Consider the following 26,328-nt stretch of genomic DNA (forward strand, 5'->3'; position numbering starts at 1 on the left):
ATAACTATCACCGCCCCCATACGAGCCTCGACGGGCTCACCCCGTGGGAATATCATCAACGGTCGAAAGAGAACCAAAACCTGAACAGAGCTAACTTATAATCGAGGACTCTCAGGGGAGCACGTCATCACATAAAAGCGACTCGGGTCAGCGAACGGCTTCATCCACTTGTACAGAGAGCGTGTGCGACTGCGCTAATGCCGCGAACGCTCCCGAACCGGATAGCTCCGCACCGTGATCTGATGCACGTCATTGTGCTTAAAGTCGTCGCTGGAGTTGTTTGTCCCCATCTCGGTTCCCTTGTCTCAAAGTTAGAAGGCAAAGCGTATACATATCGGGGCACCACAAGGCGCCGTGATTCGCGGGATCGTCATACGACTTCCTGACACACTGCAAACTAGGGTCTGGACCAATTAATCGGTCCTGAGCCTCACGCTGACGAGGCCGCCATTCAGGAGCTATTCGCTAACCATGTTGCAAATGGTGTTCTGGCTTGGGCGCTGGTCGATCAGAATGCGCGGATGAGCCGGATGGTTCAGGCCGGGGGGGCAGACATCTGATTTGCTGACCTGACGCATTTGTTGCGTCAACTGGCTTTGACAGGCTCTTGCAGTTCGCTCAGAACGCCAGCGGCGATTTCGAATGACCGAACCCTTGCCGAATGATCGTGGATCATGCCCGTCACCATCAGTTCATCCGGCTGATATTTGTCAAGGATCGCACCTAGCTGCGCTTTGATTGCTGAAGGCGATCCGGCCGCAGAACACGACAGCATATGCTGCACCCGCGCCATGACAGGCGCGGTGATTTTCGAAGCAAGATCTTCGGTCGGGTAAGGCAGTTTGCCACGTCTGTTTGTGATGATGTTCGCGAAGGACAGCAATTGTGACGACCTAAGCAACTCCGCCTCGGCATCGGTCTCGGCGGCGCATACCCCTGCAGCGATCATCGCATAGGGCCGCGAAAGAGCCTCTGACGGCCGGAAATTCTCGCGGTAAAGGTACAAGGCCTCTTCCAGCATGTCCGGCGCAAAATGCGAGGCAAAACAGTAGGGCAGCCCGAGATAGGCCGCCAACTGCGCGCCATATAGGCTGGAGCCAAGAACCCAAACCGGAACATGCGTCCCAACGCCCGGAATTGCGCGAACAGAGGCGCTTTCGGGCATATCCCCCAGGTAGCCAATGAGTTCCTGTACATCATCCGGAAAGCTATCGTTTTGCGACATATGACGCCGCAATGCTCTTGCCGTTGCCATATCTGTACCGGGCGCGCGCCCAAGCCCTAGGTCGACCCGGCCCTGATAGATTGAGGCCAGCGTCCCGAACTGTTCCGCCACCATCAACGGCGCGTGATTGGGTAACATGATGCCACCGGCCCCGATGCGCATGGTCTGGGTAACAGAGGCCAGATACCCGATGAGAACGGCGGTCGCCGAACTGGCGATCCCGGTCATGTTGTGGTGTTCTGCAACCCAGTACCGGAAATACCCGGCCTTTTCGGCAGCAATTGCCAGATCGGCAGAATTGGACAGGGCATCGGTCGCATTTTTCCCCTCGGGAATAGGCGACAAATCAAGCAGCGAGAATTTTTCCATAGTGGCCTCCGTTCGGACGGAAGCTATGGAGGCCGCGTTTCGGAAACAAGGTCAAATTGGCCTTATGTTCGACACGCCTTCAAAGGAACCCGATAGGCTTGGCTATCCAAACCTACGAAATGTCCGTCTGTTCCTGGGGCGCTAACATATTGGTAGAGATAGCGGCGCCGGACTTTGGGGTCTGAGGTTAGTTGACCAACGCCACTTTCTTGTTTTGCGGCGACACATTGCGCAGCCAGAATTCCAGCTTGTCGCCAAGTTCCTCAATCGAGGTTGGCTTGATCAGGAAATCGTTCATTCCCGCCTCAAGGCATTCGACTTTCTGTTCTTCGAACGCATCCGCAGTCAATGCGATGATCGGGGTTTCATTGCGGCCCTGCTCGGTTTCAAATGCCCGGACCTTGCGGGCAAATTCGATCCCGTTCATCACGGGCATGTTGCAGTCGCTCAGGATCAGATCATAAGCGCTGCTGGTCCATTTTTGCAGCCCCTGAGCGCCGTCACCGACGATATCCACCTCATACCCCATACGGCTAAGCTGGGTACGCAGCACCATCTGGTTGATCTGGTTGTCTTCGGCCAACAGGATTCGATTGCGCCTCTGGATTTCTGTCGGTGCGATGAGTTCGGGAATGTCGACGGGGACGCCACGGGCTTCGGTGCGACCGCTGTTTTGCAGCGCGTCCAGCAGGTTGGACGGAAGAAGCGGTTTGGTGTCCAATACCGTGCAATTGGCAGGCAGCGTCAACTCGGGCACGGCTTCGCTGGCCAGTACGATGAAATGCACTCGCGGATTGCTTTCGGTAATACGGATCATATTATCCAGCAGGGTCTGCGAAATCGCATGTTGCAGCAGAACAACCGGCGGGGTGTCGAACGTGTGCAGCAGATCGACGACTTGCTGATAGCTTTGCGCGTCATGATAGACGCCGTTTGCGGTGCGGATATGGCCGCTGAGGTTTCCAGCTTCTTTCGGGTCGTCGAAATAGCCGATCACCGCCTGATGTTCCAGGTCGACCTTATGTTCATGGGTGACGATTTTCTTGATTGGGAAATCGACACTGAAGGTCGATCCGACGCCCGGTTCGCTGCGGACGTGGATGCGACCGGACATAAGTTCGACGATTTGTTTGGATATGGTCAGCCCCAGACCGGTGCCTCCGAACCGGTTCGATGTGTCGGCCGAGGCCTGAGTGTAGGGGGAAAACAGCCGGTCCACCACTTCCTGGCTCATGCCGATACCATTATCTGAAACCTCGAAATAGGCTCGTCCTGCTTCATTCGCCGAAAAGGTAACGTCGACCGCGCCCTTCCTGCCACTGACCTGCCCTGCAGAAAATTTAATCGCGTTGCTGCACAGGTTCAGCAAAACCTGTTTCAAACGGGTACCGTCGGCATGGATGTTTTCCGGCAAATTGGGTGAAAAGGAAAAGGTCAGATCGACATCCTTTTCCACGGCGATCGACGAACACAGCTGAACAGTTTCTTCGATGGTTTGGCGGAAATCGATCGGTGATGGGGCCAGGTCCATCCGCCCCGCTTCGATTTTGGCGATGTCCAGAATATCATTGATGATCGCCAGAAGGGTCGAGGCCGAAGTCGCGATCAACCCGACATTCTTCTTCTGGTCGGGCTTCAGGTCCGACGATGACAGGATTTGGGTTACTCCGATGATGCCCTGCATCGGGGTGCGGATTTCGTGGCTCATCGATGCCAGATATTTTGTCTTGGCCGCGCTTTTTTCCTCGGACTCGATCACTTCCTTGCTGCGTTCAGTCAGCTTGCGTTCCTTGTTGGTCAGCACATATGCGAAAATGGACAGCGCGGCGATCATGATTACGTTGATGGCGAACAGGAAATTAAAATCGCGCTGCACGTTACCGACAAGATTGATTTCCTGCCGCCGGGCGGTCTGATTGGAAAAATCAGACAGGAAGATCAGTTCAGAATTGAATTCGAACAAATAGGCCTGCAACTTATCGGCCAAGCGCCGCCCCTGATCGGGATCGTTCGATGCCAGGTACTGTTTCACTTCCGTGCCGATCAGATCGACCATCCGCGGCAATGTCTCCACTACCGACATGGACCCGCCTTGCGGCAGATCCGACGTATCCCATTTCTGTGTCGGTCCGTCCTGAGTACGGATTTGCAAAATTTCCTGATGGAACAATATTTCTTCACGGGCGCTATCGGATCCGTGCAACCGGTATTCGTTCACCGCATCCAGCAATTTGCGGAAACGGAATTCGACCTGCATCAAAGCACTGATATCATCGTACATCTCTAGATGATTGAAGGTCAGATTGGGTCGGTCACGCTTAACCGCGAACATGAAGGGTAGCGCTGCCAGGTAGATCAGAACCAGAAGGATAGGGAGTTTCTTGATGCCCGCAACTTTCTGAAAGATACTCATTACCCGTCTCCAAATACTCGCCTTACATGCCTATCTCCCCGTGATCGCGTCGGAGGAGCCTGTCCAAATCAGCTTCTTGAAAACAGGTCTTGCCCGTAAATACGGATCGAAGCAGAAGTTTTTTTATCGGAAATCTCATCCAGCACGATCTGCCCGGAACCGTCGTTGGACCAGAATTCAAGCTTGATCGAATTACGCTGCTCTTGTTGCTGCATCTTTTTCCCATATGGCGTCTGGTTTACGGCAGCTTGGATTTCCTCAAGCAGCGTTGCGCGGCCCATCGGGATCGCCAGATCAATGAGCATCAGGCTGTCAGTCGACGTTTTTGATACGACACGGGTGCCTTCCGGGAAACGGAAGAACGTTCCTTGCGCGACCTTGACCGAAGGCCCTTGTTCTGCCCCGCCAGCAGGTCCAATCCTGATTGTCCGGGCAATGTTACCTGTCGCCTGATCTTTGGGTTGTGGCAATGTAGACGTCGCCGTGGATGACGCTTCTTCCGGGCTGGAATAGTTGGCCAAGACCATCAGATGGGCGGAAACAGACCCGACTGCGGCCAATACGGCTATTGGCTTCCACATCATCCCATTGCCCCTTCGCTCAAAGGCGCGTTCGAACGGATTTGCGGATTCTGGAAGTCATGTTCAGAAAACGGCCACGATCCGGCCGCTGCCCAAAATATCAACCCTTTGTTAATACTCGGAAAATCTGTTTTGTAGCAGATAGTCCCAATCATGACATTCTCTTTTTCATGTACGCGAAACAGCAACTTTTATCTTCACTCACTCATCTGATTAACGTCACACATGGCGTTTGGTTTACCCGAAATATCTCCGCAGGCTTGCAACGAGTGGCTATAAAACAACTCAGGGGATAGTTTTGACAAATAGGGTAGGGATTCCTGACATAGTCACAAAAAGTGCAAACAGCAGAACGGCTTCGTCGTTGCGGCAGAGGGAACCCTGTGAATCCAAAGGGTTTGGCCGTCACGACGATCCGGTCGGTCTGTGGGTACAATCGGCCTGTCGCACCAAGACAAATGTCCAGTCGACATGTTACGCCAAAAAAATGACAATTCCCCGGCTAACTCGCCTTTAAGGTAAAGTGCCTCTTTTGTTTGGTGCCAATACTCTTTGACCTGCGGAATGTATCGGACGGCGTTACCGTGGCGAATTGGGGGTATTGTCCCAACCGCTTGCCTTCAGCTACGGTTTGCGCAGTATTGGAACCCACCTGAACCAACACGGAAACCTCATGACCCGCCTGACCGATGCCCTTGCTGCCATCGACGCTGCCAATGCCGCCGATCCGACGCAGGAAAACAACCGCCCCGCGGCATTGCTATATGGAGAGCGGATGAGCGAGGAATTGGCGAAACTTTTCCCGGATGCATCCGAGGTGTTGCAGATCGCGGCCCGTGGACAGCATGTTGAACGTTGGCAATTGCCGCGCAAGGACTATCCCGAAGGCAAGGCCGGTTATTATGCCTGGCGCAAGGAACAGGGTCGCCGGCACGGCGAACGAGTGGCCGGGATCATGGCCGATGCGGGATATCCCGAGGCCGATCAGGACCATGTCCGGACGTTGTTGCGCAAGGAAGGGATCAAGAAAGATCCCGAAATTCAAGCGCTGGAAGACGTGATTTGTTTCACCTTCATTCGGTGGTATCTGAAACCTTTCGCCGACGACCGAAGTCATGAACAACTGGTCGATATCGTCACCAAAACAGCCCGCAAAATGTCCGAAAATGGCAGGGCACGGGCATTGGCCGAATTCGATATGCCAGATGCCCTTGCTGCCGCGTTCCGGGTCTGAGGCGCATTAGCCCAACAGGTCGGCCGCCATTTCACCGATCAAGCCGCTGATAAAGGCGTCGAACCGGGCATTGGGTTGCCGCGCCTTGACGGTCTCGGCCATCGGATCTTCGGCCTGCAGGGTACTGCCGGACAGTTCCTCCAAGACGGCATGACCGCAAAACGGAACATAGACTTCGGAATAGCCGCCTTCATGGACCATGGCCAACCGGCCATCGCACAGATCATCTGCCGCCTGCATGACCTGACGGGTCATCACGCGAAAGGTTTCCGGTGTACACATCATCCGCGACAGCATGTCGTAAATGCTGGCATCGAAACCACAGGCGACGATGATCACATCCGGTTTGAAACGGCCAAGGGCGGGCAGAACGATCCGCTCCATCGTCTCGATATAGCCATTATGTCCGACCCCGGGCGGCAACGGGATATTCATGTTGAAACCTTCACCCTGACCGCTACCGCGTTGTGACAGTTCGCCGGTGTCCAGTGGGTAATTCCATTCCTGATGCAGCGAAATTGTCAAAACGTCGTCGCGGTTCAGGAATATCGCTTCGGTTCCGTTGCCGTGATGGACATCCCAATCCACCACCGCGAACCGCTGCGCCAACCCGGCGGCCTTGGCGGCTTCGATGGCGATGGCGATATTGTTCAGCAGGCAAAATCCGTTCGGCCAGTCCGGCAGACAGTGATGCCCCGGCGGACGCGACAGCGCATAGGCATTGTCCAGATCGCCGCGCAGCACATCGAACAGGGCTGCCTTGGCCAGCCCCGCCGACAGAGCGGCGATTTCGAAACCGCCCTTCATAAAGGGGGTTCGCAGCCCCAGTTCACCGCCGCCTTGATCTGATAACTGTTTGAATTTGAGTAGAAATTCTTCGGGGTGAACGCGGGCAAGGTCATGCCAGTCTGCCGCCGGGGCCTGCCGCATTGCCAATTCACCCGACAATCCGGTGACATCCATCAGGTTCTTCAGTCGGCGTTTGGTTTCAGGATTTTCGGCCAATCCCCCAGCCGCCAGAGGTTGGACATGTCCTCCGAGTGGGAAAGTGACCGCATAGTCCCCGCCGCCATGCCAGAAACAGCGTTCGTCCCAGTAAAATCCCGTGCTCATCCATGTCTCCCTTGCTGTGCCTGCCCAATATTCGCGGCGGAAACGGGGATGTCCATGCCGTCTAAATCCGGTATGGAAAAGCCGGATCAAACGGGGGGGTGGCATGGCACAGGAAGAACTGAGTCATCTGGCTGTGGCAGGGGCTGAAATCGCGGTGCGTGTTACGCCAAAGGCATCGCGGAACAGGATTATTGTGCAGGACGGCGCGATCCGGGTCTATGTCACGACCGTGCCAGAGGACGGCAAAGCGAACGCGGCGGTGCAGAAGCTACTGGCCAAGGCGTTGGGCCTGGCCAAATCCCGTCTGACGCTTGTGCGCGGGCAGACCGCGCGCGACAAAGTGTTTCGGATTAGTCAGTCCTGATCTGCCGGACGCAGTTTATAGACCCCTTCGGGCAGATCCAGCGCGGCTGCTAATTCCTGCACCTGAGACAGTGAAAAGGTAATTTTCTGCACCTTGTCCAGCCGTGCATCATATTGTTCGACCGTGATGCAATCTTCGAAGGCATTGATGGTGATGTCTTCCTGCAAAGGCGTTGAGCCTTCGTCGATCAGGGTGACGACCGTGGCGTCGAAATCGTGTTCAATGGTAAACATGAAATCAGGATACGCTATGTTTGCCCATAGGCAAGCGCGATCATGACCCGATCGCATCGCGGTCGCTTTTCACAGGCTGGTGCTTGCGCTGCGACATGCTAAAATGGTCTTGCATAGCTAAGGAAATTCAATGCGCCGGTTCTTGATCCTTTTGGTCGCTTTGGGGCTGTCGGGTTGCATGGAACCTTCCGCCCCGGCAGACAAACCCGTCCCGACCGAAACCGCAGAAGCTGCAAAAGTGCCTCAAGAACCGTCGCGCAAGGCGGCGAAGATGTTCGTCGATGTCGTGGCAGCGGTCGAACCGGTAGCGGAGGCACTGTGCCATGAACAAGCGCCGCATCTGAATTGCGATTTCAGATTCGTCGTGGATGAAAAGGATGCCGAAGCTGCCAATGCCCATCAGTTCCTGTCGCGCAAAGGACAACCGATCCTGTCGTTCAACTATGCGATGCTCAATACCGTGCGTAACCCCGAAGAGCTGGCCTTTGTCATCGGTCATGAAGCGGGCCACCATATCGCCGGGCATCTCGCCCGGCAGGAAGTCAGTGCCCGGCATGGGGCCAGTGTGATGGCAGAACTGGCCTCGGTGAACGGCGCGACCAGGACGGAAATCAAGAATGCGCGCAAACTGGGCGCTGTGCTGGGCATGTTGCAGTATTCCAAGGAATTCGAACTTGAAGCGGACCAGATCGGCACGATCATTTCGATCCGGGCGGGATACGATCCGCTGATCGGGGTGAGGTTTTTTAATCGTCTGCCCAGCCCCGCAGATGAAATGCTGGGAACGCACCCCCCTAACGGAAAACGGATTGCCCTCGTTCGGCAAACCGCAAGGGAGCATCCGTTGTCTGCCGCGACCTGGTGAAATTGAAATGTTCCAACTTGAAAACGTCGTTAGCGACCGCGGGTCGCGCTACGCTGTGTCGGGCGGGCCGGTCAACGACCCCGGTGATATCGACACCTTCCTCAAAACGCTCAAGCGGCAGAAAAAATATGCCAAGGCCACGCATAATAGCTGGGCGGTGCTGCAGTCGGACGGCACACAGCGAAAGGGCGACGATGGCGAAAGCGGCGCTGGCAATGTGATCCTGCGGATGCTGGAACGTGATGGCGTCACCGATCAGATCGTCGTGGTCACCCGCTGGTATGGCGGCAAGCATCTGGGCGGGGACCGGTTCCGCCATGTGCAGACCTGTGTGAAGGCTTATCTCGACGCGATTGGTTGAACAGAACCCTTAACGGTTCTTCCCCAAGGCCCTGCAGTTTCGATTCGTAAAACGCGCCAAGCCGAACCGTTTTGGGGAAACAGGACGCGACTCGGACGAATTTCCTGCCGTGCCGGTCTGGCCGCAACGATGACCAAAGCCATTGAATCTGATTTTAAAGAAAACGTTGCGGGCGGGCGAACCGGCTTGGCCGAGGCTACGGATACTGTTCTCGGCGGCACAAGTTAGGTCCGCGCAGAAGGCTGGAAAATCGGCTGCGTAGTGCAAAAGAGGGGCGGTGCTACGTTGCCCTGACATCTACTGCAAGGCTAGATTCTTTGCGCCAGAACTCGCCAAGGCAGGAATTCAACGTTCTTGATCCTCGTCAAAGCGCAGGGTTCAGCATCCGGCTAGCCTGTTCAAAATGACGATAGGGAATGGCTGATGAAACCTTTGGGTGGAACCACGCGTCATTACTGGATGGCGCAACGCATGGCGAAGGCCACGCAGACCGATCTTGTTGGACCTCAGAACGCTGGCATTTTGAGTCAGGAAAAATGGGCCGAGATCGTTCAGGCGTGCCGCGGTTGCACTTGGGTTGATGGCTGCGAACGTTGGCTGGCCAGCCATGACAGCAGCAACGAAGTTCCAAAAGAGTGCCCGAATTGCGGGGCGTATATGCAGCTTAAAGCAGCTGCATTGGAGGAGGAATAGCAATGGGTATCGTGACGCCGCTTGGCGATCCTGTTTTTCACTTCTGGCTGACGCGCTCGGTGGCCCGCAGTATCGATGTGAACCTGAGCGATGCGATGAATGCAGGCCAGATCGATCCGCAGGGGTATGTCGAAATGGTGACGCTCTGCCGACAATGCCGTTTCGTATCGCAATGCGAACAATGGCTTGCCGTGAACGGGGCTGGGGCTGAATCGGCACCCGACATGTGTGTGAACGCCGGAAAACTGAATGCTTTGAAGGCCCCTGGGCGGGCCACAGAAAAAAAGGATGCCGACCATGGGAATTTTTAAGAATATCAGCCGACACGCCGCTGTGATGAATCGAATGGCCGAAACGGTGGGCGCGAATTTCGCCAGCAGAATTCAGGCCGACCCGGAATTCGCCTTTCAATACCGCGGTGCCGTGATGCGCTGCAGTTCATGTAAGCATGATGGCGATTGTTCGGTCTGGATGGATCATCATGCCCGTGCGTCTCAAGCGCCGCGCTATTGCCGGAACAAGGACCTGCTGGAAGCGCTTTCCGAACATTGAACGCATCCCTCCCATTGGGAGGCGTGGATGGGCTGACCTTGTAGGGGAAGTAAGCCCATCCGCGCCAGACTCTGTGAGTAGAGCCGCGGCTAGTACGGAGGCTGTGGCGCATTCCGTCGCAAGAAATATCTTTTCTGACAGTTTTTTGCCGTCCGAACCGTCTTGATCGTCTTGCCGGGCAAGTCCATGATTGCGGATCGGAGGAAATATGCTGTATTTTTTCAAACGCTTGCGTCTGCGCGTGATCTGGAGCTGGGCTGGTCTCGCAGAAGTTTGGCGCAACGAATATTCGTTTCGTAGCTGGATCTGGGCCAATATCGCATCAGCCGGCTTGGCTTTCGTCCTGCCACTGACGGGGGGCGAACGGGCGTTGATCTTGGCGCTGGGCATTCTGGTTCTGGCGGCAGAGCTGTTCAATTCGGCCATCGAACGAGTGGTTGACGATATTTCCAAGCAAGAACGCGATCTGGCAAAACAGGCCAAGGATGCCGGATCGGCAGGCGTCGCCGTGGCGGCGATTGCGGTCGGGGTGGCCTGGGTGGCCGTGTTGGTGTGGTGAGGGGCTGAAATCTTCGTCGCGTTGATCAGCCCCTGCGGTTCGGTCTGATCAGGGCTTCAACACGCCCCACAGATCATATTCCCCGGCTTCATCGACCTCGACCCGCACGATATCGCCAATCGACATCCCATCCGTGCCTTCATCAATGAACAGGTTGCCATCGATTTCCGGTGCGTCGGATTTGGTGCGGCAGGTGGCGATGCCGTCGGCGTCGATGTCATCGACGATCACATCCATCACCTGACCGACCTTGGCTTCCAGCTTGGCCTCGGAAATCGCCTGAGCCTTTTCCATGAAGCGGTTCCAGCGGTCCTGCTTGACCTCGTCCGGTACGTGATCGGGCAGGGCGTTCGATCGTGCACCCTCGACGTTTTCGTATTGGAAACACCCGACGCGATCCAGTTGTGCTTCGTCCATCCAGTCCAGCAAGGTCTGGAATTCCTCTTCCGTTTCGCCCGGGTATCCGACGATGAAGGTTGAGCGCAGGGTGATCTCTGGGCAAATGCCGCGCCATTCCGCGATCCGGTCCAGCGTGCGTTCGGCAGCCGCAGGCCGGGCCATCCGGCGCAGGGTGGCCGGGTGGGCGTGTTGAAACGGAATATCGAGATAGGGCAACACCAAACCGTCGGCCATCAGTGGAATCAGGTCACGCACGAACGGGTAGGGATAGACATAATGCAGTCGCACCCAAGCCCCCAAGGCCCCCAGATCGCGCGCCAGATCGACGATATGCGACCTGTGGCCACGTTCCGACCCGTGCTGCCGGTCCAGCCCATAGGCCGAGGTGTCCTGACTGATCACCAGCAATTCCTTGACGCCGCTTTCTACCAGCTTTTCGGCTTCGCGCATCACCGCAAAGGCAGGGCGGCTGACCAGTTTGCCGCGCATATCGGGAATGATGCAGAATTTGCATTTGTGGTTACAGCCCTCGGAAATCTTCAGATAGCTGTAATGGCGTGGGGTCAGGCTGACCCCGCTGGCAGGCAGCAGATCGACAAACGGATCGGGATCGGGCGGCACCGCAGCGTGGACCGCATCCAGCACCTGTTCGTATTGATGCGGTCCGGTAACGGCCAGAACCCGAGGATGTACGCCGGTGATATACTCGGGGTCCGCGCCCAGACAGCCGGTAACAATCACCTTGCCGTTTTCGGTCAGCGCCTCACCGATGGCTTCAAGGCTTTCGGCCTTGGCGCTGTCGAGAAACCCGCAGGTATTCACGATCACCGCATCGGCCCCGGTATAGTCGGGACTGATGCCATAGCCCTCGGCCCTGAGCCGGGTCAGGATGCGTTCGCTGTCGACCAATGCCTTGGGGCAACCCAGCGACACCATGCCGATGGTGGGTTGGCCGTGGCGGCGCGTATCAGAGATGCGGGCACGCGGGGCGAGGTCGGGGCGAAGATTTGGCGGATTCTGCGACATGAGGGGCATATAGGCGAGCAATCGGGCCTAAGCAAAGGGAATTGCCGCAAAGCGGGTTATCGCTGCTTTGTCGTTCAATTCCGTTGTTGTGGTCTTCACCCTGAATTACGCTACATCCAAAGCTCAGGGGCAAGGGGGTTGCGATGCGTTTGGTATTCCGTCTGATCGGGTTTGTTTTCGTGTTGATCGGCGTGGCTCTGGTTGGGGTGATCTTTTTGCCCGGCGATCGGATCGCGCAAGTGGCGGTCGATCAGATCAAGGCGCAGACCGGACGCTCGGTGGTGCTGAAAGGCGAAAGCAAGGTCAGCTATTACCCGGTTCTGGGCATAAGCACCGGGGCGTTGGAAATCGCCAATGCTGATTGGTCCGATAGCGGACCGTTCATGGTCGCCGACCGGTTGAAGGTCGGGGTTGACCTGATGGCGCTGATTGGCGGAGAGGTGAAAATCACCGGGCTGGAAGCGGTCAATCCCGCGATCCTGCTGGAAAAATCAACTGCTGGGCAGGTGAATTGGCAATTGGGCGTCGAAGGGGTCGCGCCCTCTGGTCAGGCGTCGGGCACCAGCAATGCCTTGGCCTTGTCGCTTGACCGGGCTCTGATTTCCGGTGGCAGCCTGCGCTATGTCGATCACGGGGCGGGTAGTGAAACCCGGATCGGCGACATCGCGCTGGATTTGCGATGGCCAGAATATCGCGGCAATGCGGATTTCGATTTGTCGGCCCGGCCCGACGGGGCTGCGCCCCTGTCTGTGACTGGCAATATCGCCGATCTGGCGGCGTTGATCGAAGGCAAGATTACCAACCTGTCGGTCACCGCCAAGGCTGGTGGCGGCCAAGCGACCTTTGACGGTCGGGCCGGGCTGCCCAATCAGGCACAGGGTAAGGTGACGGCCGACCTGCCCGATACGGCTGGGGTCCTGGCGGCGCTGGGCATTGCCGGGGTTGATCTGCCTCAGGGGTTGGGACGCAAGGCGACGGCTGAGGCAGAATTGACGCTGACATCCGCCATGCAATTAAGCTTGCGGTCATTGCAAATCGCGCTGGACCAGAACCGTTTTACCGGCGAAGTCGATGTCGATCTGGCCGCCAATGTGCCGGTCGTGACGGCAAATCTGTCGGCGGGGGTTCTGGACCTGTCCGGCGGCGACGGGGGTGGCGGATCGACCGGCACGACGGGGTGGTCGAAAGACCGGATCGATGCCAGCGCGCTGGGGCTTTTCAACGGACGTGCCACGCTCAGTTTGCAGGGCTTGCGCGTTGCAGGGCTGAGTTTCGGCAAGACGCAGTTGAGTGCCACGGTCGACCAATCCCGCGCGGTGGTGACGCTGGACCAGATGGCGGGCTATTCGGGCGCCTTTTCGGGGCAGGTGGTGGCCAATAACCGCAACGGGTTGAGTGTTGGCGGCAATGTGCGGGTCAGCGCTGTCGAAGTGCAACAGCTGCTGGGGGATCTGGCCGGGATCACGCGGTTTACCGGTCAGGCGCAAGCGTCGCTCGACTACCTTGGGGCGGGTAATTCGGTGCATGCGATCATGAATTCGCTGTCGGGCAACGGGTCTGTCAGCATGGGGCGCGGTACCATCAAGGGAATCGATCTGGACAGCCTGATGCGCAAGGGACTGGCCACTGGAGGGACCACCGTATTCGACAGCCTGTCAGCCAGTTTCACGATGGAAAAGGGCAATCTTTTCAACAAGGATCTGCTGCTTCAACTGCCGGTGATTTCGGCCCGTGGCGAAGGCCGCATCGGACTGGGCGCACGGGACATTGATTACCTGTTCACGCCCAAGGCCGCCAGCGCGTCGAATGAAAACGGCGTGGTTATCCCGGTACGGATCAAGGGGCCTTGGTCGGGGCCGAAAATCTGGCCCGATCTGGAAAAGGCAATCGATCTGAATCTGCAGGACGAAAAGGACGCGCTCCGGCAAAAGGCCGAAACCCGGGTCAAGGATAAGCTGAAGCAAGAGCTGGGCGTCGAGGTGCAAGACGGCGAAAGCGTCGAAGATGCGGTCAGAAAGAAGATCGAGGACGAGGCGGTGAAAGGGTTGCTCAATCTACTGAAATGATCAGCTGCGCAGCCCCGTTTCTTTTAGCATCCCGCGGCGTTTTGCTTCGTAATAATAGCCCCGTGCATACCACATCACTGCCTTGTCTTGGCTGCCCTCGGACACCATCCAGGCCCCGCGAAGATATTTGACCGCGTATTTCAGGTTGGTTTCCGCATCTAGCAAATCCTTGGCGTCGCCGCGAAACCCCATGCCACGTGCTGTTTGTGGCAGGATCTGCATCAGCCCGTAATAGGGGCCGTTGCGTGCCTTCGGCTGGTACATGCTTTCGCGCTGGACCACCTTGTGAACCAAGCCGCGCGGCACGTCGTAATGATCGGCGTATTTGTTGATCAGGCGGCGCAGTTTTACGGTTTCGTTCGGATGCAGCTGCGGTTCGGAGGATCGCGTGGACCGGATTTCGCGCCTGCGCCGACCGCCACAGGCGGACAGCGCGGCGGCGGAAAACAAAATGAGAGCGGTGCGACGTGAGAACGTTGTCATCTCGGGACTCCTGCAAACTGGCCCGGATTTTACAGATCTCTGACAAAGGAGGACAGAGCTGCGCGAAACGGCAGCGGCTTTTTGCCGGCTGATCGCGGCTGGGTGCTGCACAGTCAGGAAGCGCCCAGCCGCGACCGGTGGCCAGTATCAGACTCCAAGGCACCAGCGCATGATCGCCTTTTGCGCATGCAGCCGGTTTTCGGCCTCGTCGAATATCACCGAATGCGGTCCGTCCATCACCGCGCTGGTCGCCTCGTCGTCGCGATGCGCGGGCAGGCAGTGCATGAACAGGGCATCCGGCTTGGCGTGGCGCATCAGGTCTTCGTTGACCTGATACGGCCGCAGCTGGTTATGCCGCCGTTCGCGGGCCGATTGCGGATCATGCATCGACACCCAGGTATCGGTGACGACAAGGTCGGCACCATCCACCGCGGCGAAGGGATCGCGCACGATTTCGACAGCCGCCCCTTTGGCACGGGCTTCTTCGACGAAGGCCATTTCAGGGTCCAGCGGCGGCGGGCCGGTGAAGGTCAGGTCGAACCCGAACTGCCCAGCGGCATGGGCGAAGCTGGCGAAGACGTTGTTGCCATCGCCGCACCAGACCACCTTCTTGCCCTTGATCGACCCGCGATGTTCTTCGAAGGTCTGGATATCGGCCATGATCTGGCAGGGATGGGTACGGTTGGTCAGCCCGTTGATCACCGGAACGGAGGCATATTCGGCCATTTCCAGCAGGGTTTGTTCCTCGAAGGTCCGGATCATGATCAGGTCGACATAGCGCGACAGCACGCGGGCGGTGTCGGCGATGGTTTCACCGTGCCCCAACTGCATATCCGCACCCGACAGGACCATGGTCTGTCCGCCCATCTGGCGCACGCCCACATCGAAGCTGACCCGGGTACGGGTGGAGGGTTTTTCGAAGATCAGCGCGACCATCTGGCCGTCCAGTGGCTGGTCGTCATCCGGGGCACCTTTCGGGCGCCCCTGGCGGGCGGCTTTCATCATTTTGGCGTTGTCGATCATCGCATGCAGATCTTCGGGGGAGGTGCTATTGATATCGAGAAAATGGGTCATCGTTTTGTCTTTCGTCGGAACGGGGAGGGAGCGCTGCCCCCGTCGTGGAAAATCGGAACGGTTTTCAACGACTCCCCCGGGATATTTTGGAAAAGAAGAAGATTATGTCAGGCTTTGCGCAGCTCGGTCGAGGCGGTTGATCGCCTCGTCGATTTCCTCTTCGCTAAGGTTCAGTGGCGGCAAAAGACGGATCACGTTGTCGGCGGCCGGAACGGTGATGACCAAGTTGTCATAACCGGCCTTTACCACGTCGATATTGGTCCGCTTGCATTTCAGGCCCAGCATCAGGCCAGAGCCGCGAACGCTGTCGAAGATATCGGGATGGGCCGCGACCAGCCCTTCCAGTTTTTGCCGGAAATGACCCGAACGGGCGCGCACGCCGTCGAGGAACGCTTCGTCCGAGACGATATCCATGACCGCGCTGCCGACCGCGCAGGCCAACGGGTTGCCGCCATAGGTCGATCCATGGGTGCCTGCGGTCATACCGCTTGCGGCCTCTTCGGTGGCCAGCACGGCACCCAGCGGGAAGCCGCCGCCGATCCCCTTGGCGACCATCATGATATCGGGGGTGATGCCGGCCCATTCATGAGCGAAAAGCCTGCCTGTCCGGCCCATGCCGCATTGCACTTCATCGAGGATCAAGAGGATGTCGTTGTCGTCGCACAGCGTACGCAGCGCCTTCATATCTGCATCGGGCAGTGGCCGGATGCCGCCTTCGCCCTGCACCGGTTCGATCAGGATCGCGCCCACCGTGTCGGTGATCGCGGCTTCGAGCGCGGCCATGTCATCCCACGGAAGGTGAATGAAACCCGGCAGGATCGGACCGAAGCCCTTGGTCATCTTTTCCGACCCCGCTGCGGCGATCCCGGCCGAGGACCGGCCGTGGAACGAACCCTCGAAGGTGATGATGTCGGTCTTTTCCGGTTGGTCTTTATCATACCAGTATTTGCGCGCCATCTTGACCGCCAGTTCGCAGCTTTCAGTGCCGGAATTGGTGAAAAAGACGGTATCGGCAAAGCTCGCATCCACCAGCTTGTCAGCCAGCGCCTGCTGCTGCGGGATGGTGTAGAGGTTCGACACATGCCAAAGCTTGCCGGCCTGATCGGTCAGTGCTGCGACCAGCGCGGGATGGGCGTGGCCGAGGGCATTCACGGCAATCCCGGCACCGAGATCCAGAAAACGTCGGCCATCCGCTTCGATCAGCCAGGAGCCTTCGCCCTTCACGAATGAAAGCGGCGCACGGGAATAAGTCGGCAGGACAGACGGGATCATTGTTTGAATCCTTGTTCCATAGGAGGCCCCGAGGTTGCATCGCGGGGGCCGGGTGTCAACATTTTAGGTAAGGGTTTGCCGCATTTGCGGCGGTTCAAAGCGAATGGGACGTCAGGCGCGAAGGCGTCGGCGTCGAATCGGAGCGATATGTGTGCTTTTGAACATGGACAGGCGAATAGCCTGTTCAATCCCCTCGCGGAAGAGAAAAACCGCATTCTGTGCGGGATTGTGCTGAATGGATCACGGGTGGGCAGTCGCTGCGCCGGCCGATCAGTTTTTCAGACGGTATCCGCTACGGAACATGTTCCAGGCCAGGACGCTGATCGCAATGGTTGACCCAAGCGCCACCAGCAGCGCCAGCCACGGACTGCTGTCAGACACGCCCAGCACACCATAGCGCACCCCGTCGATCAGGTAGAAGATCGGGTTGAAATGGGTCAGTTCCCGGATCACCGGCGGCAGCGCGCTGACCGAATAGAAAGTCCCCGACAGAAAGGCCAAAGGCGTGACGATGAAATTGGTGATCGCCGCCATCTGGTCGAATTTGTTGGCATAGATGCCTGCGGCCATGCCGATCGCCCCCATCAATGCCGCCCCCAGCACCACGAAGGTCAGCGCCCAGATCGGGTGTTGCGGGACAATGCCGAGAAACAGCGCCAACCCGAGGCTGATCGCCAGCGCCACCATCACGCCGCGCGCGATACCGCCGGCCAGATAGCCGATCACAAGTTCGAGCGGCGCCAGCGGTGGCATCAGCGTGTCGACGATATTGCCCTGCACCTTGGAGATCACAATCGAAGAGGAGGTATTGGCAAAGGCATTCTGGATCACTGTCATCATCAGGATGCCCGGTGCAATGAAGGTCGAGAAGGGCACGCCCATGACATCGCCGCGGGCCGTGCCGATGGCGACGGAAAAGATCATTATAAACAGCGCCGCAGTGGTAAGCGGTGCCACCAGCGTCTGGGTCCAGACCGCGAGGAAACGCTGCACTTCGCGTGCCGATAGCGTGTAAAGACCCAGCCAGTTAACGCGTCCGAAACGCCGTGTGCCCATTTCCATACTCGTTGCTCCTTCAGCGGCAGGTCGCCAGACCCGATTCGATGCCTTGTAACTCAGGCATGGATGGATAAAATAGGGGCTGATCTAGAAATATGAGAGCGGCCCGCGCAAGAGGGGCCGCTTTTTAGGTAAGGAAACCGGCATGTCCTGGACCGATGAGCGCGTCGAACTGTTGAAGAAAATGTGGGGCGAAGGGCAATCTGCCAGTCAGATCGCCAAGGAACTGGGCGGGGTCACCCGCAATGCGGTGATTGGCAAGGTGCATCGTTTGGGGCTGTCGAACCGGTCCAGCGGCACCGCCGCGACGGATGCGCCGAAATCCGAAACCAAGGACAAGCCAGCCACCGCCAAGGCCAAGGCCGAAGCGAAGCCCAAGGCGAAGCCGGCCACCGAGCCAAGCGCGCCTGCTGCGGCCACGCGTCCGGTCGCTATGCCCGCGCGCAAAGCGATCATTCCGGCCGGTCAGCCGCTGCCGCCGCAGCCTTCGGCCAATGAAATCAGCCCTGAAGCCTTGGCCAAGGTGAGCGAGATTGAAAAGAAGGCAAAGCGCCTGACCCTGCTGGAGCTGACAGAACGGACCTGTAAATGGCCGGTGGGCGATCCCGCGACCGAAGATTTCTGGTTTTGTGGTCTGCCTGTACAAGCTGGCAAACCCTATTGCGAAGCGCATGTTGGTGTGGCGTTTCAGCCGATGTCTTCGCGCCGCGATCGCCGTCGTTAAACCGCCAAGCAATCAGACAAAAAGAAAACCCCGCAGGTATCTGCGGGGTTTTTCGTTGTGCGGGCAAGGCAGATGAATCAGCCCGCGACGGAATACAGCAAATAGTAGATCAGCGCCGACATCAGCGCGGCGGCAGGGACCGTGATGACCCAAGCAGCAACGATAGTCATGAAATGCGACCGCCGCACCAATTTGCGCCGACGGCGCTCTTCCAGTGCCAGAAACTTGGTCGCAGACTTTTTCTTGTTTTTGGACTGATACCTGCGTTCGGTATGCCATTCGCGGAAAAACCCGACCCCGAAAACCCCGCCGACCGCGATATGGGTGGAACTGACAGGCAGGCCCAGCCAGCTGGCCACGATCACCGTGATCGCGGCGGCCAGCGATACGCAATAGGCGCGCATCGGGTTCAGCTTGGTGATCTGGCTGCCGACCATGCGGATCAGTTTGGGCCCGAACAGGAAAAGGCCAAAGGAAATCCCGAAGGCTCCAATCACCATGACCCAGCTGGGAATGGCAACTTTGGCCGCGATATCGCCCATGGTGGTGACATGGACGATTGCCGCCAGAGGTCCGACCGCGTTGGCAACATCATTGGCGCCATGAGCAAAAGACAACAGTGCTGCGGACAAAACCAGTGGCAGGCCGAACAGTACCTTTAGCGACTTGTTGCGGTTTTCAAGCCCTTCGGACTGTCGTCGGATCAGGGGTTTTGAGACCAGATACAAAATGACACCGATAACCGCACCGATACCGACCGAGGTCGGCAGGTCGATCCTGATGACATGCTTGAGGCCCTTCAGCGACAAATACGCGGCAAAGGCCGCCGCCATGATGCCGATCAGAACCGGCACCCAGCGACGCGCAGCCGCGATCTTGTCCTCAGTGTAGATGATTTTGGCCTTGATGAAGGCCAGAAACAGCGCCGCGATCATCCCGCCCAAAACGGGTGAAATGACCCAGCTCGCGGCGATCTTTGCCATCGTTTCCCAATTGACCGAACTTAGCCCCGCAGCAGCGATACCGGCGCCCATGACGCCACCGACCACGGAATGGGTGGTCGAAACCGGCGCGCCGACCCAGGTTGCCAGGTTGACCCAAAGCGCCGAAGAAATCAGCGCAGCCATCATCACAAGGATAAAAACCGTGGGTTCGGACATTCCAGCGGGATCGATGATTCCCTTGGCGATGGTCGACACCACATCACCGCCCGCCAGCAAAGCCCCGGCGCTTTCGCAAAACGCCGCGATGAAGATTGCACCGCCCATGGTCAAGGCGTTGGCACCGACCGCCGGTCCCATATTGTTGGCGACATCATTGGCCCCGATGTTCAGCGCCATATAGGCTCCGAAAACCGCAGCCGCCGCGACAGTCAATGTGCCCGAGTTCTGACCAAAGAACATGGCCGCGACCAGACCCGCCAAAATGATGAAGGCGAGCGCGATACCCGGCGCCACTAGAGGGCGTGAAACGTAGTTTGCTGCGTATTCGACCTGTGAAATCCGCCCCAGATCTTTGTCGAGCGTCTTCCATTGCTTGCCAGTGTTCGGGTCAGTCATCGTGGTCTCCAGCCTGCTTTCAGTGCGCCCTAGGTGCAGCGCGCGCTCAAAGCAAGGATTTTGTCACAAAACTGTCGCAGAACCGTTACAAAGACAACAGCAGCGCCTTCAGTTCCTTTTCGTCCACCAGCCGCGCCGCGGCTGCCGGAGTGAGCCATTGCCGGGTGCGTTGATCGGCCTCGGGGTAGTCGGTGCACAGCTCATCGACCTCGACCAAGAATACTTCTGCTTCGATCGGGGTGATATGACCGTCATCGTGCAGCTTGTCATAATGGAACCTGCCCAGCGGCGCTTTAGATACTTTACCGGATTTGACGCCTGCTTCTTCCCAGGCTTCCTGCAGGGCCGCGTCGGCATTTGATTTGTTACGGATCGGCCAACCTTTGGGAACGATCCAGCGACCAGTCCCGCGCGATGTGATCAGCAGAACCTGTTTTTTACCGGATTTTTCGCGCACACAAATGGCCGCCACCTGGTTTGCAGGTGGTCGCAGGGCCAATCGACTGGCCAAGTGGGGCCAAGCTTTCTTTGTGCGTTTGGGCATGAACAGCTGCTCGTTCTTGATTGGTGCACGCCTTAGGGGACGTCTTGGCACACTTGTATATCAGAAAGATAACTTGAGTACAAAATATCAGATTTTGAAACGAAATTTAACGTATACGCGGTTTTGCCCTGAGCGTCGGGTCGGCCTGTGTCGGGTCTTCGGGCCAGGGGTGTTTTGGGTATCGCCCGCGCATGTCCTTGCGCACATCCGCATAGGAACTGGCCCAGAACCCGGGAATGTCTCTCGTTGTCTGCACCGGGCGTCCGGCGGGGGATAAAAGCGTGACCTTCAGCGGCGTATGTCCCACCATCGGATGTGTGGTTTGACCGAACATTTCCTGCAGGCGCAGGCTGATTTCGGGAACTTCACCGGAATAATCAATCGGGATCTGCCGCCCGAGAGGGGTGGTGAAATGCGCCGGTGCCGCCCGGTCGAGCGCCTGCATCTGGTTCCAGTCCAGCATCGCCCTGAGTGGATTGAGAAGATCGAACCTCTTCCAGCCCTCGGCGGTTTTAACGCCGGAAAGATGCGGTAGCAGCCAGTCTTCGAGACTGTCCATCAGTGCGGGTTCGGACATGTCGGGCAGGGCGTTTTCGGCGGTGCGCACCAACATGACCCGCGCAACAAACCGTCTTGCGGCGTCAGATGGGGCAAGGCCCAGATCGCGCACCCCGTCCAGCATGGCACGCGCGATGTACTCGGGCGGTGCGTCTTTCCAAACACGGTCGTCCAGGATCACCGCACCCAGCTTTTCCTGCCTGCGTGCAATGACCCGGCGGTCGCGTCGCGACCATTCACAGTGATCGGTCCAACCGATCTGATCGGTAAAAAGGCCGCGCAGCTCGGCCTCGGATATCTGGATCGCCTGGCGGATACGGGCCTCGCGCGGATTGCCGTCAAGATCGGTGGCAACGATCAGCCGCGCCCCGGCAAGCGGATCGTGGTCGTTCATCACTGCGCCCTTGCCACCTGACAGGATATAGCGCGCGGCGTCGCCCTTGCGGCGTAATCCGATCCGGTCGGGATAGGCGAGGGCAGCCATTTCGGCGTCGCTCATCCCTCCTGTGCGGTCGGGCTTCGTCCGCTTGGTCAGCCGTTTCGCCTCTGATTTGATCCGCTCCACAGCACCGCGATTGGCGGGGAAGGGATGGCGGTCGTTGTAGCCGCGCAGGTCGCGCAGGGCCATCAGCCGTAGCGACAGATCCACCGGGGCCGACCGGGCCAGCGGATCGCGGTCGGCCAACAGGGCGGCCAGCAGAGCAGCGTCAGGACCCGCAACGGCCAGCATATGAGCAAGTCGTGGATGCAGTGGCAGCGCCGCCAGGGCGCGGCCATGATCGGTGATCCGGTTCTGCGCATCAAGCGCCTGCAACATCCGCAACAGGGCCTGCGCTTCGGCAAAGGCACCGGGATTGGGGGCGGTGAGAAGGGCCAGGTCGGAGGGCGACGCCCCCCATAGCGCCAGTTCCAGTGCCAGGCCGGCCAGATCGGCGGTTTCGATCTCCGCCGGAGGAAACGGTTGCAGCCCGCCTTCTTCGCCCTTGGTCCAAAGCCGGTAACATTGCCCGTCGGCCACCCGCCCGGCGCGTCCCGTGCGCTGTGTGGCTTCGGCCTTGGTGACTTTTTCTGTCACCAGCCGCGACATGCCCGATCCCGGGTCAAACCGGGCCCGGCGGGATCGGCCCGCATCCACCACCACGCGCACATCCTGAATGGTGAGCGACGTTTCCGCGATCGAGGTTGCCAGCACCACCTTGCGCCCGGTTTTCGCCGGTTCGATCGCGGCGCGCTGCTTGCCGAACTCCATTGCGCCGAACAAGGGACGGATATCGCAATCAGCGGGCAAGCGGCCTTTCAGCAATGCCTCGGTGCGCCGTATCTCACCTTCACCGGGAAGGAAGACCAACACGCCGCCTTCGGTTTCCGCGATGGCCTGTTGGATAAGGCTGGCGGTGGCCTCTTCCAGCCGGGTTTTGGGCGGCAGCGGGCGGTCGAGCCAGCGGATATCGACGGGGAAGGCACGGCCCTGCGAAGTGATCACCGGAACGTCACCCATCAGGGCCGCCACGGGATCGGCGTCGAGCGTGGCAGACATCGCCAACAGGATCAGGTCGTCGCGCAGTGCATCGGCGATCTCGAGGCACAGCGCCAGCCCCAGATCGGCATTGAGCGACCGTTCGTGAAATTCGTCGAAGATGACCGCGCCGATGCCGGAGAGTTCAGCATCTGACTGAATCATCCGGGTCAGGATACCTTCGGTGACCACCTCGATCCTGGTGGATTTCGACACCTTCGCTTCGCCCCGGATGCGGTAGCCGACGGTCTGTCCCACCGGTTCGCCAAGCGTCTGCGCCATTCGTTCAGCGGCAGCACGGGCGGCCAGCCGCCGAGGTTCCAGCATCAGGATGCGGCCTCCGGTCAGATCCGCTTCGAGCATCGACAGCGGCACAACCGTGGTTTTGCCCGCGCCAGGCGGGGCCTGCAGCACTGCGCGGGAATAACGGCGCAGGGCAGCCAACAATTCGGGCAGGGCGGAATGGATGGGCAGGGTCGTCATAGCCTGCTTATCGGGGATGTGCGGGGTGGGGTAAAGGGATGCGCCGGTATAGGGGCGACGCATCGCTGTGCCGATAAGGCCGGTAAACCCGGCTTCTTTTTCGGCTATCGGCTGGACAAGGGGGACCCGGGCAAGGCAAGAAAGTCCCCGGATCAACGGGATGATGCAATGGATATCGCAAAGCTCAGTGACAAGATCGTGACCGGCGACCGCCGCGCCCTGGCCCGCGCCATCACTTTGGTGGAAAGCAGCCGGGCCGACCACCGGGAACAGGCGGCCGAACTGATCGAGGCGCTGAGCCGTAAAACCGATGCGCAGGCCGTTCGCATCGGGTTGTCGGGGACCCCGGGGGTGGGCAAATCAACGTTCATCGAAAGCTTCGGCATGATGCTGACCGGGCAGGGATTGCGGGTGGCGGTTCTGGCGGTCGATCCCAGTTCGGCCCGTTCCGGCGGGTCGATCCTTGGTGACAAGACGCGGATGGAACAGCTGAGCCGCGATCCCAATGCGTTCATTCGTCCATCGCCCAGCGGAACCCATCTGGGCGGTGTGGCGCGACGGTCGCGCGAAGCGGTGGCCCTGTGCGAAGCGGCCGGGTTCGACGTGATCCTGATCGAAACCGTGGGTGTCGGCCAATCCGAAACCGTGGTGGCCGAAATGTCCGATTTGTTCATTCTGCTGCTGGCCCCGGCGGGCGGCGACGAATTGCAGGGGGTCAAACGCGGCATTATGGAAATGGCCGATATCATACTGGTGAACAAGGCCGATGGCGATCTGAAACCCACCGCGATGCGGACCTGTGCTGACTACGCCGGGGCCCTGCGCCTGCTGCGTAAACGGCCCTATGATCCCGAAGGTTTCCCCAAGGCTATGACCGTCTCGGCACTGGAACAGGATGGATTGTCCAAGGCTTGGGAAGAAATGAATACGCTGGTCGATTGGCGCCGCGAAACCGGACATTTTGCTGATCGCCGGGCCGAGCAGGCGCGGTACTGGTTCGAAGAAGAGGTCAGGCAGGCGTTGCTGGCGCAGCTGCGTACCGGTCAGGCCCGCGCCGCGCTGGACCGGATCGGGCAGCGGGTTGCCCAAGGTCAGACCACGCCATCAAAGGCCGCCGCGCAATTGTTGCAGGACCTTCATATATCCTCGGAGTAACAAGCGCGCACTGGTACGCAATCGCCGCCGCAGCGAATTGGCATAGGGCGCATGATGTATTCCGGGATCCCGACCACCTTTTGACAAGGGAATGGATTTCGTGTGTCTGGTTGCCGACAAGCAGCCCTGTATCTCCGCCCCAGAATTTCCCGCAATTTCTACCTTTGGTGATTGCGATTGCCCACCGGCTGTCGACCATCGCCCAGATGGACTGGTTGACCGTGATGGATCAGGGGCGCGTCATCGAAGGCGGCAGCCATGATGAATTGCTGTCCCAAGGCGGGGTCTTTGCTGGGCTTTGGGCGCGACAATCGGGCGGGTTTCTGGGAGAAGAGGCTGAAACGGGTAATCCGCAGGCCTTGGGTCTTGACGCGCCTGCCGATTCCGCCTACTGACGCAAAACGGAATTCAGGGCGCTGCCTGCGGCGGCGTCCATTTATGTTGTAGGGGCCGGAAGCGCTCCGCTGATGAGACGAGGATAGACACATGTCGCGCCGCTGCGAACTGACCGGTATTGGCCCGATGTCTGGCAACAATGTCAGCCACGCCAACAACAAAAATAAGCGTCGTTTCCTGCCCAACCTGAACGATGTGACGCTGCAATCCGAAACCCTGGGACGGGGTTTCAAGATGCGCATCACTGCTGCTGCATTGCGCACAGTTGATCACCGTGGCGGGCTGGACGCGTTTTTGGCCAAAGCCAAGGACACCGAACTGTCGGCCAACGCGCTGAAGATCAAGAAAGACATCGCCAAGGCGCAAGCTACGGCCTAAGTCCTTCTGACAGATTGAATTAGTGCAGCCCTGCCGAATCCGGCGGGGCTGTTTCCTTTTGTCGCTTTCACATTCTCGTTCCGCGCAATATATCTGGCTTTGATGAAACCCGTATTGCGCTCATATCTTGCCCTGGTGCTGGCCGCTCTGTTGACCCTAACCGGTCAGTCGATGGCCGTGGCGCGTGGTATGCCCAATGCTGCGGGTGAAATTGTTCTGTGTACCGGATACGGTCCGGTATCGGTTCTGGTCGACGACGATGGCCAGCCGGTGGGCAAACCGCATATCTGCCCGGACTACGCCCTGTCGCTTTTCGCGTTGTATGATTCACCGCCTGTTCAAGTGTTGCGTCCCTTAGGGCAGGCTGTTGCGCTGCGAATCGAGGCGGGCACAGTGGCGGTTACGAACGATATCGTGCCTGCTACCGCGCGCGGGCCGCCCGCAATTTTCTGACAACTCAAAACCAAACCTTCAACACTCTGTCAGAAAAAAGGAGCGATTCATGTCGTTCAAATCCACTATTCTTGCCGCTGTCGCGGCCACTGTTTTCGCCGTTCCCGCCTTTGCCGAGGGCATCATGGTCAAAGACCCCTATGCCCGCGCATCGTCGATGATGTCGAATTCGGGCGCAGCCTTCATGATGATCGAAAACCACACCGGTCAGGATGATCACCTGATTTCGGCCAGTTCGGACGCGGCCGAGCGGGTTGAACTGCATACCCATATGGAAAACGCCGATGGTGTTATGCGGATGGTGCATGTGGAAGAAGGTTTCGATTTGCCCAAAGACGGTACGATTGCCATGCAGCGCGGCGGCAAGCACGTGATGTTTCTGGGACTGAAAGCCCCGTTCGAACAGGACGATATCGTCACCGTGACCCTGAGCTTTGAAAAGGCGGGGGATGTCGTCGTCGAAGTGCCGGTCGACCTGAACCGCAAGCCGATGGCTGGCAATATGGGGAACGGCAAGATGAATCACGGCAACATGAAGATGGGTCAGCCGTCGAACTGAGCGTTCAGCCGGACCGCAGGGCCCGGCCTTGAAAAAGAAACAGCCGGGCCTCGTGCTCGGCT

At 58.5% G+C, this 26,328-nt stretch carries 27 protein-coding genes and 1 pseudogene; 15 read left to right on the forward strand and 13 right to left on the reverse strand.

Annotation, left to right across the window (positions count from 1 at the left end):
- Positions 1-586: 586 nt before the first annotated feature.
- The 3 genes from VOI23_RS17110 to VOI23_RS17120 all read right to left on the reverse strand — a co-directional run bounded on the left by VOI23_RS17110 (position 587) and on the right by VOI23_RS17120 (position 4,591).
- The gene (locus VOI23_RS17110) at positions 587-1,594 is read right to left on the reverse strand and encodes an LLM class flavin-dependent oxidoreductase (protein ID WP_323786213.1); all 1,008 of its coding nucleotides are present in this window, start codon (positions 1,592-1,594) and stop codon (positions 587-589) included.
- Between the two features lie 187 nt (positions 1,595-1,781).
- The gene (locus VOI23_RS17115) at positions 1,782-4,007 is read right to left on the reverse strand and encodes an ATP-binding protein (RefSeq protein ID WP_323786215.1); all 2,226 of its coding nucleotides are present in this window, start codon (positions 4,005-4,007) and stop codon (positions 1,782-1,784) included.
- Between the two features lie 68 nt (positions 4,008-4,075).
- The gene (locus tag VOI23_RS17120) at positions 4,076-4,591 is read right to left on the reverse strand and encodes a hypothetical protein (RefSeq protein ID WP_323786217.1); all 516 of its coding nucleotides are present in this window, start codon (positions 4,589-4,591) and stop codon (positions 4,076-4,078) included.
- Positions 4,592-5,261: 670 nt separating this feature from the next.
- Here VOI23_RS17120 and VOI23_RS17125 point away from each other — a divergent pair.
- On the forward strand, positions 5,262-5,822 hold the full coding sequence (locus VOI23_RS17125) for a DUF4202 domain-containing protein (RefSeq protein ID WP_323786219.1): 561 nt from the start codon (positions 5,262-5,264) through the stop codon (positions 5,820-5,822).
- A gap of 6 nt (positions 5,823-5,828) precedes the next feature.
- On the opposite strand, the gene VOI23_RS17130 is transcribed toward VOI23_RS17125, so the two are convergent.
- Positions 5,829-6,935: a class II histone deacetylase gene (locus VOI23_RS17130; protein WP_323786221.1), complete on the reverse strand. Its 1,107-nt coding sequence runs from the start codon at positions 6,933-6,935 to the stop codon at positions 5,829-5,831.
- Positions 6,936-7,038: 103 nt separating this feature from the next.
- Here VOI23_RS17130 and VOI23_RS17135 point away from each other — a divergent pair, with 103 nt between their 5' ends.
- A complete protein-coding gene (locus VOI23_RS17135) occupies positions 7,039-7,299 on the forward strand; it encodes a DUF167 domain-containing protein (protein WP_323786223.1) in 261 nt (86 codons plus the stop codon).
- On the opposite strand, the gene VOI23_RS17140 is transcribed toward VOI23_RS17135, so the two are convergent.
- Complete coding sequence (locus VOI23_RS17140) at positions 7,290-7,532, reverse strand: hypothetical protein (RefSeq protein ID WP_323786225.1); 243 nt, start codon at positions 7,530-7,532, stop codon at positions 7,290-7,292. The genes VOI23_RS17135 and VOI23_RS17140 overlap by 10 nt on opposite strands.
- Before the next feature lie 130 nt (positions 7,533-7,662).
- On the opposite strand from VOI23_RS17140, the gene VOI23_RS17145 reads away from it, so the two are divergent.
- The 6 genes from VOI23_RS17145 (at position 7,663) to VOI23_RS17170 (ending at position 10,562) form a co-directional block, all read left to right on the forward strand.
- On the forward strand, positions 7,663-8,397 hold the full coding sequence (locus tag VOI23_RS17145) for a M48 family metalloprotease (protein ID WP_323786227.1): 735 nt from the start codon (positions 7,663-7,665) through the stop codon (positions 8,395-8,397).
- 7 nt (positions 8,398-8,404) lie between these two features.
- Positions 8,405-8,758: a YigZ family protein gene (locus VOI23_RS17150; RefSeq protein WP_323786230.1), complete on the forward strand. Its 354-nt coding sequence runs from the start codon at positions 8,405-8,407 to the stop codon at positions 8,756-8,758.
- Between the two features lie 423 nt (positions 8,759-9,181).
- Positions 9,182-9,451, forward strand: coding sequence for a DUF6455 family protein (locus VOI23_RS17155; RefSeq protein ID WP_323786232.1), 270 nt, complete (start codon positions 9,182-9,184; stop codon positions 9,449-9,451).
- A 2-nt stretch (positions 9,452-9,453) separates the two neighbouring features.
- Positions 9,454-9,762 carry a DUF6455 family protein gene (locus VOI23_RS17160; RefSeq protein ID WP_323786234.1) on the forward strand — a complete coding sequence of 103 codons (309 nt, stop codon included), beginning with the start codon at positions 9,454-9,456 and terminating at the stop codon, positions 9,760-9,762.
- Positions 9,749-10,003: a DUF6455 family protein gene (locus VOI23_RS17165; protein ID WP_323786236.1), complete on the forward strand. Its 255-nt coding sequence runs from the start codon at positions 9,749-9,751 to the stop codon at positions 10,001-10,003. Before VOI23_RS17160 ends, VOI23_RS17165 begins: the two co-directional genes overlap by 14 nt.
- A gap of 208 nt (positions 10,004-10,211) precedes the next feature.
- The gene (locus VOI23_RS17170; RefSeq protein WP_323786238.1) at positions 10,212-10,562 is read left to right on the forward strand and encodes a diacylglycerol kinase; all 351 of its coding nucleotides are present in this window, start codon (positions 10,212-10,214) and stop codon (positions 10,560-10,562) included.
- A gap of 48 nt (positions 10,563-10,610) precedes the next feature.
- Here VOI23_RS17170 and rimO read toward each other — a convergent pair whose 3' ends face one another.
- The gene (gene rimO, locus VOI23_RS17175) at positions 10,611-11,987 is read right to left on the reverse strand and encodes a 30S ribosomal protein S12 methylthiotransferase RimO (protein ID WP_323786239.1); all 1,377 of its coding nucleotides are present in this window, start codon (positions 11,985-11,987) and stop codon (positions 10,611-10,613) included.
- A gap of 143 nt (positions 11,988-12,130) precedes the next feature.
- Between rimO and VOI23_RS17180 the strand changes: the two genes are divergently transcribed.
- A complete protein-coding gene (locus VOI23_RS17180) occupies positions 12,131-14,053 on the forward strand; it encodes an AsmA family protein (RefSeq protein ID WP_323786241.1) in 1,923 nt (640 codons plus the stop codon).
- Here VOI23_RS17180 and VOI23_RS17185 read toward each other — a convergent pair whose 3' ends face one another.
- The 4 genes from VOI23_RS17185 to VOI23_RS17200 form a co-directional block, all read right to left on the reverse strand.
- On the reverse strand, positions 14,054-14,536 hold the full coding sequence (locus tag VOI23_RS17185) for a lytic transglycosylase domain-containing protein (protein WP_323786242.1): 483 nt from the start codon (positions 14,534-14,536) through the stop codon (positions 14,054-14,056).
- Between the two features lie 147 nt (positions 14,537-14,683).
- Complete coding sequence (gene argF, locus VOI23_RS17190) at positions 14,684-15,610, reverse strand: ornithine carbamoyltransferase (RefSeq protein WP_323786244.1); 927 nt, start codon at positions 15,608-15,610, stop codon at positions 14,684-14,686.
- A gap of 102 nt (positions 15,611-15,712) precedes the next feature.
- The gene (locus tag VOI23_RS17195) at positions 15,713-16,882 is read right to left on the reverse strand and encodes an aspartate aminotransferase family protein (RefSeq protein ID WP_323786245.1); all 1,170 of its coding nucleotides are present in this window, start codon (positions 16,880-16,882) and stop codon (positions 15,713-15,715) included.
- Positions 16,883-17,152: 270 nt separating this feature from the next.
- Complete coding sequence (locus VOI23_RS17200) at positions 17,153-17,938, reverse strand: ABC transporter permease (RefSeq protein ID WP_323786339.1); 786 nt, start codon at positions 17,936-17,938, stop codon at positions 17,153-17,155.
- Positions 17,939-18,086: 148 nt separating this feature from the next.
- Between VOI23_RS17200 and VOI23_RS17205 the strand changes: the two genes are divergently transcribed.
- The gene (locus VOI23_RS17205; RefSeq protein WP_323786246.1) at positions 18,087-18,665 is read left to right on the forward strand and encodes a GcrA family cell cycle regulator; all 579 of its coding nucleotides are present in this window, start codon (positions 18,087-18,089) and stop codon (positions 18,663-18,665) included.
- A gap of 77 nt (positions 18,666-18,742) precedes the next feature.
- Here VOI23_RS17205 and VOI23_RS17210 read toward each other — a convergent pair whose 3' ends face one another.
- The 3 genes from VOI23_RS17210 to hrpB all read right to left on the reverse strand — a co-directional run bounded on the left by VOI23_RS17210 (position 18,743) and on the right by hrpB (position 23,325).
- Complete coding sequence (locus VOI23_RS17210) at positions 18,743-20,224, reverse strand: anion permease (protein ID WP_323786248.1); 1,482 nt, start codon at positions 20,222-20,224, stop codon at positions 18,743-18,745.
- An 85-nt stretch (positions 20,225-20,309) separates the two neighbouring features.
- Positions 20,310-20,768, reverse strand: coding sequence for an NUDIX hydrolase (locus VOI23_RS17215; protein WP_323786249.1), 459 nt, complete (start codon positions 20,766-20,768; stop codon positions 20,310-20,312).
- Between the two features lie 106 nt (positions 20,769-20,874).
- Positions 20,875-23,325, reverse strand: coding sequence for an ATP-dependent helicase HrpB (gene hrpB, locus VOI23_RS17220; protein ID WP_323786250.1), 2,451 nt, complete (start codon positions 23,323-23,325; stop codon positions 20,875-20,877).
- Positions 23,326-23,493: 168 nt separating this feature from the next.
- Between hrpB and meaB the strand changes: the two genes are divergently transcribed.
- From meaB to VOI23_RS17245, 5 genes and pseudogenes are all read left to right on the forward strand, one after another.
- The gene (gene meaB / locus VOI23_RS17225; protein ID WP_323786251.1) at positions 23,494-24,480 is read left to right on the forward strand and encodes a methylmalonyl Co-A mutase-associated GTPase MeaB; all 987 of its coding nucleotides are present in this window, start codon (positions 23,494-23,496) and stop codon (positions 24,478-24,480) included.
- 167 nt (positions 24,481-24,647) lie between these two features.
- Positions 24,648-24,875: pseudogene (locus VOI23_RS17230) on the forward strand (hypothetical protein); the annotation flags it as partial.
- Between the two features lie 91 nt (positions 24,876-24,966).
- On the forward strand, positions 24,967-25,254 hold the full coding sequence (gene rpmB / locus VOI23_RS17235; protein ID WP_323786252.1) for a 50S ribosomal protein L28: 288 nt from the start codon (positions 24,967-24,969) through the stop codon (positions 25,252-25,254).
- A 114-nt stretch (positions 25,255-25,368) separates the two neighbouring features.
- Entirely contained in the window at positions 25,369-25,707 is a 339-nt protein-coding gene (locus tag VOI23_RS17240) for a hypothetical protein (RefSeq protein ID WP_323786253.1), read from the forward strand.
- Between the two features lie 49 nt (positions 25,708-25,756).
- The gene (locus tag VOI23_RS17245) at positions 25,757-26,266 is read left to right on the forward strand and encodes a copper chaperone PCu(A)C (protein WP_323786254.1); all 510 of its coding nucleotides are present in this window, start codon (positions 25,757-25,759) and stop codon (positions 26,264-26,266) included.
- Positions 26,267-26,328: the final 62 nt, after the last annotated feature.

It is taken from the genome of Thalassovita sp. (assembly GCF_034670005.1).
GTDB lineage: Bacteria > Pseudomonadota > Alphaproteobacteria > Rhodobacterales > Rhodobacteraceae > Thalassobius.